Origin of the sequence: Streptomyces sp. P1-3, from assembly GCF_050613155.1 — a bacterium.
In the GTDB taxonomy this organism is placed as follows: domain Bacteria; phylum Actinomycetota; class Actinomycetes; order Streptomycetales; family Streptomycetaceae; genus Streptomyces.
In genome coordinates this window covers 4,918,506-4,933,193 of record NZ_CP192512.1, presented here as the reverse complement: position 1 = coordinate 4,933,193, position 14,688 = coordinate 4,918,506, and the positions used below count along the sequence as shown (strand labels likewise).

Annotated in this window: 14 protein-coding genes; 4 read left to right on the top strand and 10 right to left on the bottom strand. The window is 71.1% G+C overall.

Translation table 11 applies throughout. The features are described 5' to 3' along the window. Positions 1–145 precede the first annotated feature (145 nt). From ACQUSR_RS21325 to clpS, 4 genes are all read right to left on the bottom strand, one after another. Positions 146–571 carry a Mov34/MPN/PAD-1 family protein gene (locus tag ACQUSR_RS21325; protein ID WP_431044187.1) on the bottom strand — a complete coding sequence of 142 codons (426 nt, stop codon included), beginning with the start codon at positions 569–571 and terminating at the stop codon, positions 146–148. 79 nt (positions 572–650) lie between these two features. Next, positions 651–2,108, bottom strand: coding sequence for an amino acid permease (locus tag ACQUSR_RS21320; protein WP_431044185.1), 1,458 nt, complete (start codon positions 2,106–2,108; stop codon positions 651–653). Positions 2,109–2,444: 336 nt separating this feature from the next. Further along, a complete protein-coding gene (locus ACQUSR_RS21315; RefSeq protein ID WP_431044184.1) occupies positions 2,445–3,065 on the bottom strand; it encodes a DUF2017 domain-containing protein in 621 nt (206 codons plus the stop codon). Continuing rightward, on the bottom strand, positions 3,065–3,376 hold the full coding sequence (gene clpS / locus ACQUSR_RS21310) for an ATP-dependent Clp protease adapter ClpS (protein WP_431044183.1): 312 nt from the start codon (positions 3,374–3,376) through the stop codon (positions 3,065–3,067). Before clpS ends, ACQUSR_RS21315 begins: the two co-directional genes overlap by 1 nt. Before the next feature lie 119 nt (positions 3,377–3,495). Between clpS and ACQUSR_RS21305 the strand changes: the two genes are divergently transcribed. Together ACQUSR_RS21305 and ACQUSR_RS21300 are read left to right on the top strand one after the other, a co-directional pair. After that, positions 3,496–4,821 carry a nicotinate phosphoribosyltransferase gene (locus ACQUSR_RS21305; RefSeq protein WP_431044182.1) on the top strand — a complete coding sequence of 442 codons (1,326 nt, stop codon included), beginning with the start codon at positions 3,496–3,498 and terminating at the stop codon, positions 4,819–4,821. Between the two features lie 276 nt (positions 4,822–5,097). Continuing rightward, entirely contained in the window at positions 5,098–5,682 is a 585-nt protein-coding gene (locus ACQUSR_RS21300; RefSeq protein WP_431044181.1) for a nicotinamidase, read from the top strand. A gap of 60 nt (positions 5,683–5,742) precedes the next feature. On the opposite strand, the gene ACQUSR_RS21295 is transcribed toward ACQUSR_RS21300, so the two are convergent. Both ACQUSR_RS21295 and ACQUSR_RS21290 read right to left on the bottom strand, forming a co-directional pair. Next, positions 5,743–6,096, bottom strand: coding sequence for a hypothetical protein (locus ACQUSR_RS21295; RefSeq protein WP_431044180.1), 354 nt, complete (start codon positions 6,094–6,096; stop codon positions 5,743–5,745). A 121-nt stretch (positions 6,097–6,217) separates the two neighbouring features. Continuing rightward, positions 6,218–8,614, bottom strand: coding sequence for an immune inhibitor A domain-containing protein (locus ACQUSR_RS21290; protein WP_431044179.1), 2,397 nt, complete (start codon positions 8,612–8,614; stop codon positions 6,218–6,220). A 314-nt stretch (positions 8,615–8,928) separates the two neighbouring features. Between ACQUSR_RS21290 and ACQUSR_RS21285 the strand changes: the two genes are divergently transcribed. Then, positions 8,929–9,210, top strand: a complete 282-nt coding sequence (locus ACQUSR_RS21285; protein WP_431044178.1) for a hypothetical protein — start codon at positions 8,929–8,931, stop codon at positions 9,208–9,210. Here the strand turns inward: ACQUSR_RS21285 and ACQUSR_RS21280 are convergent. The 3 genes from ACQUSR_RS21280 to ACQUSR_RS21270 all read right to left on the bottom strand — a co-directional run bounded on the left by ACQUSR_RS21280 (position 9,196) and on the right by ACQUSR_RS21270 (position 12,424). After that, a complete protein-coding gene (locus ACQUSR_RS21280; RefSeq protein ID WP_431044177.1) occupies positions 9,196–9,732 on the bottom strand; it encodes an RDD family protein in 537 nt (178 codons plus the stop codon). The genes ACQUSR_RS21285 and ACQUSR_RS21280 overlap by 15 nt on opposite strands. Positions 9,733–9,770: 38 nt before the next feature. Then, a complete protein-coding gene (locus ACQUSR_RS21275; protein ID WP_431044176.1) occupies positions 9,771–10,469 on the bottom strand; it encodes an RDD family protein in 699 nt (232 codons plus the stop codon). Between the two features lie 131 nt (positions 10,470–10,600). Further along, on the bottom strand, positions 10,601–12,424 hold the full coding sequence (locus tag ACQUSR_RS21270) for an RDD family protein (protein ID WP_431044175.1): 1,824 nt from the start codon (positions 12,422–12,424) through the stop codon (positions 10,601–10,603). Between the two features lie 309 nt (positions 12,425–12,733). Between ACQUSR_RS21270 and ACQUSR_RS21265 the strand changes: the two genes are divergently transcribed. After that, on the top strand, positions 12,734–13,216 hold the full coding sequence (locus ACQUSR_RS21265) for an SsgA family sporulation/cell division regulator (RefSeq protein ID WP_431044174.1): 483 nt from the start codon (positions 12,734–12,736) through the stop codon (positions 13,214–13,216). A gap of 57 nt (positions 13,217–13,273) precedes the next feature. On the opposite strand, the gene ACQUSR_RS21260 is transcribed toward ACQUSR_RS21265, so the two are convergent. Then, a complete protein-coding gene (locus tag ACQUSR_RS21260) occupies positions 13,274–14,641 on the bottom strand; it encodes an FAD-binding oxidoreductase (protein ID WP_431044173.1) in 1,368 nt (455 codons plus the stop codon). Between the last annotated feature and the right edge of the window lie 47 nt (positions 14,642–14,688).

Sequence of the window (14,688 nt, the reverse complement as noted above, 5' to 3'; positions counted from 1 at the left end):
CGGCGGTGGACGGCGCGGCACGCGTCAGGTGTCGCTCACGTCCTGGACAACCATGCGGGCATCGTATCGATTCCCGGTCCCCGCTCCGGAAGCTTGTCCCAGGATTCGGACGTTCCGCGACCACCTGTCAGGACGCGGCCGCCGATCAGTACGCGTCGACGACCTGGACATCCTCCTCGGCGACCTGTCCGTCCACGATCCGGAACGAGCGGAACTGCACCGGGCCCTCGCCGTTCCCGCACTCGGCCGTGGAAACCAGGACGTAGTGAGCGCCGGGCTCGTTGGCGTAGCTGATGTCGGTGCGGGAGGGGTACGCCTCGGTGGCGGTGTGGGAGTGGTAGATGACGACGGGCTCCTCGTCCCGGTCGTCCATCTCCCGGTAGAGCCTGAGCAGGTCGGTCGAGTCGAACTCGTAGAACGTGGGCGACCGGGCCGCGTTGAGCATGGGGATGAAGCGCTCGGGGCGCCCGCTGCCCGCCGGTCCGGCGACCACGCCGCACGCCTCGTCGGGGTGGTCGGCGCGGGAGTGCTTGACGATCTCGTCGTACAGGGCCTGGGTGATGGTCAGCATGGCTCACACAATAGGCAGGCGGGCTCCGGATCTGGGATCCGGAGCCCGCCTGCTGAGACGCTGCGGTGAGACGCGGGGCCTACTTGGCCGCGGTCGCCTTCTCCGCCTCGGCCTGCGGCTGCGCCGCGAGCTGCGGGTTGCGGCTCTTGAGGACGAACCAGCCGACGGCCAGGGCCACGGCCCAGCCCGCGCCGACGTACAGGGACACCCGGGCGTCCTTGTCGTAGGCGATCATGCCGGTGACGAAGATCAGGAAGAGCAGCGCGACCCAGCTGAAGGCGGCGCCGCCCGGGGCCGGGAACGAGGAGCCCGGCAGCCGGCCCGCGACCACCGCGCGGCGGTAGCGGATGTGGCTGACCAGGATCATCATCCAGGTCCAGATACCGGCGGCCGTGGCGACCGAGACGACGTACTCGAACGCCTTGTCCGGGACGACGTAGTTCAGGACCACGCCGATGCCCATCAGGATGACGGAGAGCGTGATGCCGATGGCCGGGGTCTTGCGGGCGTTGAGCTTGCCGAAGACACCGGGCGCCTCGTTGTTGGCGGCCAGGTCGCGCAGCATGCGGCCGGTGGAGTACATGCCGGAGTTGCAGGACGACAGGGCCGCGGTGAGGACCACGAAGTTCACGATGCCGGCCGCGAACGGGATGCCGATCTTGTCGAAGGCATGCACGAAGGGGCTCTCACCGGCGGTGAACTCGGTCCACTTGACCACGGCCAGCAGCACGGCGAGCGCGCCGACGTAGAAGATGATGATGCGCCACGGCAGGGTGTTGATCGCCTTGGGGAGCGTCTTCTCCGGGTTCTCGGACTCACCGGCGGTGACGCCGACCAGCTCGACGGCCAGGTAGGCGAACATCACGCCCTGCAGGGTCATCAGGCTGTCGCCGATGCCGTTGGGGAAGATGCCGCCGTGCGACCAGAGGTTGGACGGCGTGGCGGTGTCACCGGCGTCGGAGAAGCCGAGGGTGAGCACGCCCAGACCGATGACGATCATGCCGATGATCGCGGTGACCTTGACCATCGAGAACCAGAACTCGACCTCACCGAAGATCTTCACCGAGATCAGGTTGACGCCGAACAGCACCACCAGGAAGACCAGGGCGCTGACCCATTGCGGGATCTCTGGGAACCAGAAGTGGACGTAGATGGCCGCCGCGGTCAGCTCCGCCATGCCGGTGACGACCCACATGAGCCAGTAGGTCCAGCCGGTGACGTAACCGAAGAAGGGGCCGAGGAACTCGCGGGCGTACTCCGCGAAGGAGCCCGAACACGGCCGGTAGAGGAGCAGCTCACCGAGCGCTCGCATGATGAAGAAGATGACGACGCCGGCGAGGGCGTACATCAGGATGATGCTGGGGCCCGCCTTGGCGATGTTCGCCCCGGCCCCCATGAAGAGGCCGACGCCGATGGCGCCACCGATGGCGATCATCTGGACCTGGCGGCTGCCCAGTCCCCGCTCGTAACCCTCTTCGGGTGTGTGTCCCGCGGCCTCATTGCCGTCGTGATGTTCTGCGACCCGCGCTGAGGTCATGGATTGGACGCCTTTCTCCATACCGACCCGGCCGCTGTGGCTCGGATCGGGTCCCGATCCCCCCGGATGTTCGATGGAGTGCTACCGGCGATCTGCCGGTTGTAGCGTCCCGCGGACAGGGGTGGCGTCCGCGGGTTGGTCGTGAAGATTTATCACGGCCGTAACAGTGATCCGCCGAGGCGATTGTGGGCGGCGCCACAGAAAGAACCGGACAAAAACCGCCTGGGGCACTAAATAAGGCGTACGCGGTAATCCGATCGTTATTCGGAATTGAGCGCCCTCTGAGCGAACGACCTTGAGGGATGTCCGAAATAGACGCCTATCGACGCATCTGCGTCACGTCATGAGCGTCTCTACGAGTGACTCCTGAAGCCCGCCCAGCCAGAAGTAGGCCAGCACCATCGGCTTGCGCGGATCGGAGTCCGGCAGCCGGAGCAGCTCGCCGCCGTCCTCGTCGTCCGTCACCTCCAGCCGGGTGCCGATCGTCAACCGCAGATCGTTGAGCGCGCCGAGCCAGCGGGTGCACTCCCGCGGGTCCAGCTCCAGCAGTACGGAGTCCGCGGCCGGCCCGGAGGCGGCGGCGTCGGAGCTGAGAGCGTCCAGCGAGCGCACCACGGCCAGGGCGTCCTCGCGCTTGCGGGTCCGCAGGTCATTCTCGGTGTAGCGGCGGAACTCGGCCGAGGCGGCTCGCGCCTCGACCTCCTCCTCCGCGCCCAGCTCGCGGTCCGGCCCCCCGTACGCGTCCGGGAACAGCCGGGCGAGCGCCGGATCGGCGGGCGGTTCACTGGGCCCCTCGGCGAAGAGCGCGGCGAGCGGGTCGCCGCCGTCCGCCGGCTCGTCGCCCGGCCCGATCAGCTCCAGCATCTGCACGACGAGGCTGCGCAGGATGGAGATCTCGACCTCGTCGAGGGCGACGGCCGCCCCGCCACCGGGCCGCGGTTCGAAGGTCCCCGACATCAGCGCTCCTGCTGGAGGGTGGCCCACAGGCCGTACCCGTGCATGGCCTGTACGTCGCGTTCCATCTCCTCGCGACTGCCGCTGGAGACGATCGCGCGGCCCTTGTGGTGGACGTCCAGCATCAATCGGTGCGCCTTGTCCTTCGGGTAGCCGAAGTAGCTCTGGAAGACGTAGGTGACGTAGCTCATGAGGTTCACCGGATCGTTGTGGACCACCGTGACCCAGGGGACGTCGGGCTCCGGCACCGCTGAGGGCGCCTCGCTCGACTCGGGACGTTCGATCTCCACCGGTGCGACACTCACGGGTTCCATGCTGCCACCCAGAGGTGACCGGTGCACAAAGGCCCCCCCGCCGTGGAGCCGCCCCCGACGGAGCCCTTGCGTCCGAATAGAAATCGTCAGTCTGACGACATTGGGTTAGCATCATGCCCATGAACACTGCGGACTTGGGGCTGCCGGTGGCCGTGCCGTCGACAGCGCTGTTCACCGACCGGTACGAGCTGACGATGCTGCAGGCCGCGCTGCGAGCCGGCACCGCCGACCGGGCCTGCGTCTTCGAGGTCTTCACCCGCCGGCTTCCCGACGGCCGCCGCTACGGCGTGGTCGCGGGCACCGGGCGGGTCCTGGACGCGGTCGAGAACTTCCGCTTCGACAGCGGCGTCCTGGACTTCCTCGCCGAGCGGCGGATCGTCGACGAACCCACGCTGGCCTGGCTCGCCGACTACCGCTTCCGCGGCGACATCTGGGGCTACCCGGAGGGCGAGGTCTACTTCCCCGGCTCCCCCGTCATGCGCGTCGAAGGCACGTTCGCCGAGGCCGTGCTGCTGGAGACGGTGATCCTGTCGATCCTCAACCACGACTCGGCCGTGGCCGCCGCCGCGTCCCGGATGTCCGTGGCCGCGGGTGACCGGCCGCTGATCGAGATGGGCGCCCGCCGCACCCACGAGCTGTCCGCCGTGGCCGCCGCCCGCGCCGCGTACGTCGGCGGCTTCACCACCACCTCCGACCTCGCCGCCGGGTTCCGCTACAACATCCCGACCGTGGGCACGAGCGCGCACGCGTTCACCCTGCTGCACGACAACGAGCGGGACGCCTTCACCGCCCAGGTCGACACGCTCGGCAGCGGGACGACGCTGCTGGTGGACACCTATGACGTCGCGGAGGCGGTCCGTACCGCCGTGGAGGTGGCCGGGCCCGGCCTGGGCGCGGTCCGCATCGACTCCGGGGACCTGCTGCTGCTCGCCCATCGGGTACGGCAGCAGCTGGACGATCTCGGCGCCAAGGAGACCAAGATCGTGGTGACCAGCGACCTCGACGAGTACGCCATCGCCTCGCTGGCCGCCGCGCCGGTGGACGCGTACGGGGTCGGCACCCAGCTCGTCACCGGCAGCGGCCACCCGACCTGCTCCATGGTCTACAAGCTGGTCGCCCGGGCCGACAGCGACGGCGGCGCCCCGCTGCGGCCGGTCGCGAAGAAGTCCATGGGAGGCAAGAGCTCCGCCGGCGGCCGCAAGTGGGCGGCGCGGCGGCTGGACGCGGACGGGGTGGCCGAGGCGGAGGTGGTCGGCTCCGGCGCGATCCCGGCGGAGCTGGCGGACCGGCAGCTCCAGGTGGAGCTGATACGGCGCGGGGAGATCGTCGCCCGCGAGCCCCTGGACGCGGCACGCGCCCGGCACGCGGCGGCCCGGGCGGGACTGCCGCTGTCCGCCACGCAGCTGTCGCGCGGGGAGCCGGTGCTGCCCACGGAGTACGTCTGAGGGCGTGCGACGCCGCGACGCTGCGGCGGGGGCCGCCGACGGAGTGCGCCCGAGGGCGTGCGGCGCCGCGGTGCCGCCGACGGAGTGCGTCTGGGCGTGCGGTTCCGCGCCCGGAGCGCTCCCGTGCGACTCCAGTGCGACTCCCGCACGGCTCCCCTACCACTCCCGTAATCACCGCCAAGTGGATACCCTCGGTTACATCCGCCGCAGATCACCATCCGCCAAGGGCCGGGCCGCGCCCCGGTACCTTTCGTCTCCAGCCGGAAGGCACGCGCCATGCACCGCGCACTGATCGTCGTCGACGTACAGAACGACTTCTGTGAGGGCGGCAGCCTCGCGGTCGCGGGCGGCTCCGACGTCGCCGCCGCCATCACCGACCTGATCGGGGAGTCCACCGCCGGTTACCGGCATGTCGTCGCGACCCGCGACCACCACATCGACCCCGGCGCCCACTTCTCCGACAATCCGGACTACGTCACCAGCTGGCCCGTGCACTGCGTGGCCGGCACCGAGGGCAGCGGCTTCCACCCGAACCTCGCCCCGGTGATCGCGTCCGGCGCGATCGACACGGTCTTCGACAAGGGCGCGCACGCGGCGGCGTACAGCGGCTTCGAGGGCACCGACGAGAACGGCACCCCGCTGGCGGACTGGCTGCGCGAGCGGGACGTGACCGAGGTGGACGTGGTCGGCATCGCCACCGACCACTGCGTACGGGCGACGGCCCTGGACGCGCGGCACGAGGGCTTCCGGACGCAGGTGCTGCTGGACCTGACGGCGGGGGTGGCGCCGGAGACGACGCAGCGGGCGCTGGAGGAGCTGCGGGCGGCGGGCGTGGAGCTGACCGGCAAGCCGGTCGTCTGAGCCGCCGGCCCCCACCCCTGCCGGTGCGCCTTCGCACCACGGCAGAGGTGAAGGCGCAGGTCAGGCGGTCAGTGGGCGGGCAGGTGCGCGGAGCAGGGCGGCGATGGGGTGCCACAGCTCGCCGCCGCACTCCGGTGCCGTACGCCACACCAGCCCGTCCGGATGGTGCAGCACCGCCGTCACCTCGTCCGGCGTCGGCGGCTTCATGTTGCCGCGCAGGTAGACCGCCCCCAGCCCCAGGTTGCGCAGCCTGGTCAGGGCGCGCTGCCGGTTGGCCGCGTGCACCAGCACCCGGACCTGCGGGACGGTCGTGCAGCTCATGCCGTCCCCCGCGCCGCCCAGTGGCGGGCGCGGGAGGGAAAGTGCGACGACCACGCTCCCGCCTGGAAGCTTGGTGAATCCGCCGTCGGACATGCGTTCATCTCCCCCGTGAGATGTCGTGTCAATAAGAAGGTCGTAGCAGCATCTAAACGCGAACGGCCGCCGCCCGCTAGAGGGCGACGGCCGGTAACGCTGTGACCTGCGACTATGAGGTCTACCTCACAGAGGGAGCCACCTGGACGGTCATCGAGGAGCCGTCGAGGGCCTCCTTGAGGATCGCGATCTTGGTGTTGGTGTCAGTGATCTTTACACCACCAGTCGGGTTCGTGTCGTACCAGTAAACGCCCTTGCGGTCGTCGAAGACCGAGGCGCCCTTCTTCGACTTGATCTTGGTGGGGACGCCCTTGCTGTGCACCGTGTAGCCGTCCGTACGGAAGCGGCTGAACGTCGAGTCGTACGCCTGGAAGCGGTTGCGCATCAGCGTGCCGTCCGCCCACTTCTCCGGCTTGGCGTGCGCGTCGACCGGCAGGATCAGACCGCTGCCCGGGTGCACGCCGACGTTGTTGTCCGGCTGCGAGGTGTCCCACTTCCAGATCAGCAGGCCGTTCTGGTACGGGAAGTGCTCGACCCACTGCGGCTTGGTGTCGGCCCAACCGAAGTTGTAGGGGCCGACCTTGAGGGTCTTGTCGTACGACACGTACTGCCGGTTCTCGGCGATGTAGTACTGCGGGTAGTCCTTGGTGAAGGAGGCGCCGATGCGCGTGAAGCCCTTCACCGCCCAGCCGTTGTCGTCGCCCTCGGCACCGTCATTGAACAGCGCCTTGCCGTCCGCCGTGACGCTGATCGCGTCGGCCGCGAAGCCCTTGCCGCTCGTGCCGCCGTCCGTCTGGTAGCGGAAGCGGACGTCGATCTTCTTGCCCGCGTAGGCGTCCAGCGGGAAGGAGAGCTTCTTGTACGCGCCCGAGGCGCCGGTCAGCGCGGGCTTGTCGCCGCCGTCGCGCGGGATGGCCTTGCCGTCCGCGGTGCCGTCCACCGGCGTCCAGTTGGCGCCGCCGTCGGTGGAGACCTCCGCGTAGAGGTAGTCGTAGTTCTCCTCGATGTCCCACCAACCCTGGAGGTCCAGCGAGGCCTTGGCCTTGCCCGTCAGGTCGACGGTGCGGGAGAGGGTGTTCTTCAGGTCGTCGCCCTGGCCGCTCCACCACTGCTTGCCGCCCTCGGCCGGCTTGACGACCTCGGTGGTGACGGACCGCGCGGGCAGCTCGACGACCAGCGCCTGCTTCCGCTTGGTGTTGTACTCGGCGACGCCCAGCTTGTGCGTGGACTTCTTCCCGGCCTTCGCCGTGTCGTAGTTGAGCCAGCCGAGCTGCAGCTTGTCCCAGGCGTTCATGTCGCCGGGCAGGTCGCCGATCGAGTCCTTGCCCCGGCCGAGCCACGAGCCGGAGGACATCAGCGACCAGAAGGCGACCGACGACTCGCCCTTGCCGGTGGTGTCGTACTCGTCCGGGAGGCCCAGGTCGTGGCCGTACTCGTGGGCGAAGACGCCGAGTCCGCCGTTCTCCGGCTGCATGGTGTAGTCGCCGACCCAGATGCCGGTGTCGCCGATCTGGGTGCCGCCGGACTGGTTGCCCGCGGGGCCGGTCTTGCCCGCGTCGGTGCCGTACGCGTACCAGCGGTGCGCCCACAGGGCGGTCTCACCCTGCGCACCGCCGCCCGCGGACTCGTCCTCGCCCGCGTGCACGATCTGGAAGTGGTCGATGTAGCCGTCCGGCTCGTTGAAGTTGCCGTCGCCGTCGTGGTCGTAGCGGTCCCACAGGTCGTACTTGGCCAGGTCCGCCTTGATCTGGGCGTCGGTACGGCCGGCGGCCTTCTGGTCCTTGGCCCACTGGTTGACGCCGTCGCGGATCAGGTCCCAGGCGTTGTGGCAGTTGGTGTCGCCGCAGTAGTTGGAGCCGTAGCGGCCCTCGTTCCAGTCGACCTTGACCCAGTCGGAGACCTCGCCGTCGACCGAGTAGCGGCCCGAGGACTGCTTCTCGTAGTACTTCTTCAGGGACTGCTTGCCCTTCTCCTTGGAGAAGTACAGGTCCTGGAAGTGCTTGCGGTCGTAGTCCTTCTGCCAGGCGGTGCTGTTGTCGGTGGCGCGGTCCGGCTCGGCGATGGTGTTGTGCGCCGGGCCCGCCGTGCCGCCGTACTTCTTCACCGGCGGCTTCGGCCCGTCCGGGCCGTCCGGGTCGTGCATCGTCGTGTCGTCGACCTTGTCGCCGAACTCCACGAGGATGGTGAAGATCTTGTCGGTCTTCTCCCGGGCGAGCTCGACGTACTTGCCCTTGCCGAGCTTGACGACCTCCGAGCCGCCGCGCCGCTCGGTGTCGGCGTCGCCGGATATGACCTGCTGGAGGGCGGCCTCGCGGCGCGCCTCCTGCTCCTTGCTGTACGGCCCCGTCAGATCGTGGTCGACGTCGCTCTTCGCGGGCGCCGGGTCATGGCGCTCCGCGGTCGGCGCAGCCTTCTGCTCGTCGGCCTGTGCCATGCCAGTGGTCGTGGCGACCGCGCCCATTGCGGCGATCACCGTGGCGATGGCGGCCGATCTGACGGCCCTCCGTTGGCTGTTCAAGACATGCCTCCCCTGTCAAACCTGGGCCGTATTTGACAGGAGTGGCGACAGAAAAGACAGATCTTGACATGAACAGACAACGGCAGTACGTTAACCGATCCTCGACACCCGGATAGCGATCAAGCGGACGGACCGATACCGCTGGACGGTACGGGCGCGCGCATCCCAGGAGTTGAAACGGGAGATGACTCCGTGCGCCCCCTGTGCAACGGTCACGCGGGGGCCGTGGCGGGGCGCGCGCTTACCCGGTGTTCCGGTCGGGCATGCAGGACCGTAGACGCTCCTTTGCCGATGCCTTGAGGACGGATCCCGCCATGCCGCGTCCGACTCGCGCTCAGTTCGCCTACGGTTCGGCCACCGTCGTCCTGTCGACCCTCGCCATGCTGCTGCTGTCGCAGTCGCGTTCGGGCCTGGGCGTCGCCGTCGTCGCCGTGGCCGGCCTGGCGCTGGGCCTGCTGGTCGCGGTCACCGCGCCGCCGCAGGGTGCGCACCGCCGCGCGGTCGGCGTGCGGTCCCGCCGCCCCGTGGCCTCCGGCGGCCCGGCGGCCCGCCGGGGCGCCGAGCGCCGGGTCGGCGAGCACTCACTGCACGGCTGACACCACCACGGTCTTGGCTGCCTTGTCGTGCAGGCTCTGCGCGAACGGCTTGTCCCACAGCTGCCACAGCGAGTTCACCAGCCAGAACAACCAGCCGATCACCACGGGCGACAGGATCCCCGGCAGGGCGTACACCGCCGCGCGCACCCAGCCCTGACCACGCGGCATGTCACCGTCCACGAGCATCGCGACCCGGATGTTCAGCGCCTTCTTGCCGAGCGTCTGGCCATCGCGCGCCAGCATGGCGCCCTCGTACACGTAGTAGAGCAGGAACGTGAGCACCGCGGAGAGCAGCAGCTTGGCGGTGTCCTGCCGGCCCGGGTGGTCCAACGTGTACTCAAGGGCGCCGGTCGCTCCCAGGGTCAGCATCCAGATGACGCTGAGGACGAGCGAGTCGATCAGCCGCGCCCAGAAACGCTGGTTCCACGTGGCCAGGGGCGGCATGCCGGGCAGCGGTAGCTGCGGACCGGACGAAGGCGCGGGGTAGGGCATGGGCGAAGGCGGCGGCTGATCGGGGCTCATGGCCCCGATTACATCAGCCGCCCTCCGCGGGTGGGTAGTTACTCGGCGGACACCACGACCGTCATGGCCGCCTTGTCGTGGATGCACTGCCGGTACGGCCGGTCCCACGTGCACCACAGGACGTTGATCAGCCAGAAGACGAAGCCGCAGATGGGCACGACCTCCGGCAGCGCGTAGACGGCCGCCCGCAGCCAGCCCGGCTGGCCGGCGGGCACCGAGCCGTCGCGCAGCATCGCGACCCGGATCCGCATCAGCCGCTTACCGACGGTCTGGCCGCTGTTGGTGAGCATCATCCCCTCGTAGAAGAAGTAGACCAGGACGGTGACCATGGAGACGGCCGTCGTCTCCCCGTTGTCGTTGACGGGGTCGAAACCACCCAGCAGCACGGCCATGACGAGGGAGACCGGGATGCCGATGAGCAGCGCGTCGATGATCCGGGCGAGCAGCCTGCGGGGCAGGGTGGCCAGCGGGGGCATGCCCGCGAGCCGCGGGTCGGGCTCACCGTAGGGACCGCCTCTGTACGGGCCGCCGCCGTAGGGACCCCCACCGTAGGGCGGGCCACCGCCGGGCGGCGGGCCACCGCCGGGCGGCGGGCCACCGGGGGGCGGTCCCCCGGGCGGGACACCTCCGCCCGGGGGTGGGCCGCCGCCGTAGGGGCCGCCGCCACCCTCCCCCGCCGGGGGTTCTGATGGCGGCCTCTTCGCGAACGGATCGTTCTCGGGCGGCTCGGTGCTCATGGCCCGAGTCGAACCCGGCACGCGCTCCGCCGCATCCGGCACGTGCCGTTCGGGCTACCTGCGGCGGCCTGTCCGGGGGGTACGGGCCACGCCCGGTGGTCGACTACCGGTCAGGGACTACCGGGCGGCGGCTACCGGTCGGCGGCCGTCGCGACGAACGTCCGGGCCGCCTTGTCGTGCCAGCACTGGCGCCACGGGCGGTCGAACAGGCACCACAGCACGTTGACGATTCCGATCACCAGGACCCCGAGCACGCCGTAGACCAGCCAGCGGCGCAGTGCGGCGCCGAACGACGGGGTGTCGTGGTCCTCGATGTCCAGCGTCCGCAGCCCGCACAGCTTCTTGCCCAGGGTGCGGCCCCATTTGGCGGTCGGCAGCGCCTCGTAGACCACGCCCACCAGCATCAGGACGCCGAGCAGGATGCCGAGGTACGCGCCGGTGGTGCCGTCCAGCAGGTAGACCGTCACGGTCTCGCCGGTCTGCTTGGCCTCGTCGATCTTCCCGTCGATGTGGTCCACCGCCTTGCCCCACAGCGGGACGGCGGCCGCGCCGACCGCGGCGAGCAGGACGACGGTGTCGATCAGCCGGGCGAGTACGCGGCGGCCGAGCGGTGCCGGCCGCCCCTGGGCCTGAGCGGCCCGCAGGAACGGGTTGTCCACCGGCGGCTTCCACGGGATGACGCCCTCGGGGCCCGGCGCGGGTGCGGGTGCCGGTGCGCTGGGCCCGGCACCGGGACCGGTGACGGGCGCGGGCCCCGGAGCACCACCGGCACCCGGGGCACCACCGAGGCCCGGAGCACCGCCGGGACCCGGCTGCTGCGGGAAGCGCTGCGCCTGATGCTGCGCCCAGCCCGGCGAGGCGGACGGGCCCTGCGGGATGCCCGCGGCGGGCGCGGGGCCGCCGCCGGGTACGGGGCCGCCCTGCGCGGGGACTCCCGGGTGCTGCTGCCCGGCCCCGGGCCCGGCCGGTGGCGGAGAGGCGGGCGGCGTGGCGGTGCCGCCGTCCTGTCCGCGCGCACCGGACCCGAGCGAGCGGAACGTCATGGTCCCCTGGTCGCGGGCCGGTGCGCCGCCCTGGGCCGGTGCGGACGGTGCGGAGGGCCCGGACCGCGCGGACGCGGAGTCGGGGGCGCCCGTACCGGACGCGCCACCCCGGTCGGGCCGGGTCGCGCGCATCGTCAGGGTGCCGTCGGAGCCGGGCGCTCCGGAGCCCTTGCCCGCGGCCGGGCCGCCGGGGCCGGTGCCGGGCTCGGCGGCCGGACGGCCGTCGGACGGTCCTCCCCCGGGCTCGGTGCGGGAGGTGCCCCCAGGAGGTGCCCCCACCTGCTCGGGGATCACGCCGGCCGGAGGCAGTGCGGGGGCGGCGTCGCCGGGACCGTCCGCGCGCCCCGGCTCACCACCCGTGCGCGCGCCCGGTACGCCCGCGCCCGATACGCCCAGCCGGGGGTCGCGCGCCGCCGGGGCGCCGCTGCCCGGAGCCGCGCCGCCGCCCGGCCCGCCCGCGCCCCAGGAGACGCGGCGGCCCGGTTCTCCCCCGCCGAACCCGGACTGCCGGGAGGCGTCCGCCTGCCAGGCGGAGGCGGGTTCGGGCCGCGAGCCGGACGACCGCTGGGGGTCGTTCTCGTCGACCGGCCGCGGTGCCACGGGGTGTGCGTCCCGTTCCGCACGCGCCTCGGGTACGGCGGGCGGCGTGTCGAGGAACATCGGCCCGGTCTCGTCCGGCAGGGCGCCCGTGATCTGGGTCTGGGCGGCGGCGTGCTCGGCGTCCGGCCGGTCCGCCGTGGTGATGCCCGGCGGCGGCGTGGGCATGGCTTCGCCCTCGGCTGGCGCGGGCCGACTGGTACCGGGAACCCATGCGGCGCCGTTCCAATAGCGGATATATCCGGGGATCGACGGATCTGGATAGAACCCTGGAATCGAGCTGCCGTCCGCGGATCCTGAGGTAGGGGCGCTCATGATCTCCGATGTCCCGTGTCTGCTGTGCTGTCGGTGGGGCGTATGCAGTCTGCCGCACAAGCGCGAGGCGGTGTATATCGCTCCACCGCCTCTCTCTATCAGACCGGCCCGGCGCAGGGGCCCGACCGCGTCCGGCACCACTCTCACGTGCGAGCCGAAAAAACTTCGGACGGATCGCGGAAAGTCGCGTAATGGGACCGGGGAAGTGCGCTCTCTCCCGGTGCGGGCCCGTGGACCGGGTGTCAACCGGGGGCTCCGCGACGCGAGAAGCCGGGCAGTGCAGAGCAGAGCGGAAAGAGAGCGCACCTGATGAACGCCGTGGTGGAACGAGAGCTGGAGATGAACCTGGTGCTGTCGCCGGAGCGCAGCATCCCCGTACCGGCCAGGCTGGCCTACCTGACGCACGACCCGTACGCCGTGCACATCACCTTCCACATCGGCTCGGACGCGCCGGTGCACTGGACCTTCGCCCGCGAACTGCTGGTGGAGGGGGTGTTCCGGCCGGCCGGTGACGGGGACGTCCGGGTCTGGCCGACGCGGCTGTGCGGGCGCAGCATCGTGGTGATGGCCCTGAGTTCGCCGGACGGTGACGCGCTGCTGGAGGCGTCGGCGTCGGCGGTCTCGGCGTGGCTGGAGCGCACGCTGCGGGCGGTGCCGCCGGGCTCCGAGGGCGACCGTCTCGACGTGGACGAGGCGCTGACGGCGCTGCTGTCGCCCACGCCGGGGGACGACGTGTGGCTGCGCCGCCCGTGGCCGTCGGACGGGTCGCCGTCCGCGGAGGGCGGGGCGTGAGGCGGTGCGGCGAGGAGCGCGGGTGGTGACCCGCGGGCGTACGGGTCACCACCCGCGTCAGAAGAGCTTGCCCGGGTTCAGCAGGCCGAGCGGGTCGAAGACCTGCTTGATGCCGCGCTGCAACTCCGTTCCCACCGGGCCGAGTTCGCGGGCGAGCCACTCCTTCTTCAGGATCCCGACGCCGTGTTCGCCGGTGATGGTGCCACCCAGCGCGAGGCCGAGCGCCATGATCTCGTCGAAGGACTCCCGGGCGCGGCGGGACTCGTCGGGGTCGGCCGCGTCGAAGCAGACCGTGGGGTGGGTGTTGCCGTCCCCGGCGTGGGCCACGACCCCGATGGTGAGGTCGTGCTTACGGGCGATGGCGGCGGTGCCGTCGATCATCTCGGCGAGCCGGGAGCGCGGCACGCACACGTCGTCGATCATCGTCGCGGACTTCACGGCCTCCAGGGCGGTGAGCGTGGCCCGCCGCGCCTGGAGCAGCAGTTCGGACTCGGCGGCGTCCTCGGCGGGGACGACCTCGGTGGCGCCCGCGGCCGTGCACAGCTCGCCGACGGCGGCGAGGTCGGCCGCGGGGTCGGGGGTGTCGAAGGCGGCGAGCAGCAGCGCCTCGGTGGTCTCCGGCAGCCCCATGTGCGTCATGTCGTTGACGGCGCGCACGCAGGTGCGGTCCATGAGTTCCAGCAGCGCGGGGGTGTGTCCGCGCTCCATGATCCGGCAGACGGCGGCGCAGGCGGCGGTGGTGGAGGGGAACTCGGCGGCGAGCACGAGCTGCTCCGGCGGGGCGGGCCGCAGGGCGAGGACGGCGCGGACGATGACGCCGAGGCTGCCCTCGGAGCCGACGAACAGCCGGGTGAGGTCGTAGCCCGCGACGCCCTTTGCGGTGCGGCGTCCGGTGGTCAGCAGCCGGCCGTCGGCGAGGACGACGTCCAGACCCAGTACGTACTCGGCGGTGACGCCGTACTTCACACAGCACAGGCCGCCCGAGGCGGTGCCGATGTTGCCGCCGATGGTGCACTGCTCCCAGCTGGAGGGGTCCGGGGGGTAGTACAGGCCCCGCTCCATGACGGCGCGGGAGAGCGTGGCGTTGACGACTCCGGGTTCGACGACCGCGATCCGGTCGACCGGGTTGATCTCCAGGATGCGGTCCATCTTGACGAGGGAGAGCACGACACAGCCGTCGGAGGCGTTGGCGGCTCCCGACAGCCCGGTCCTGGCGCCCTGCGGGACGACGGGCACGCGCAGTGCGGTCGCGGTGCGCATGACGTGCCGCACCTGTTCGACCGTGCGCGGCAGCACGACGACCGCGGGGGTGCCCGCCGCGCAGAAGCTGGCCATGTCGTTGGCGTACGAGCCCGTGATGTCGGGGTCGGTCAGCACGGCCTCCGCGGGAAGACCGGTGAGCAGCATTTCGATCAGGTCGGCCATAGGTCAAGATTCGCACCCGGCCGCCGCGCGGGGAAGATCGCCGGTGC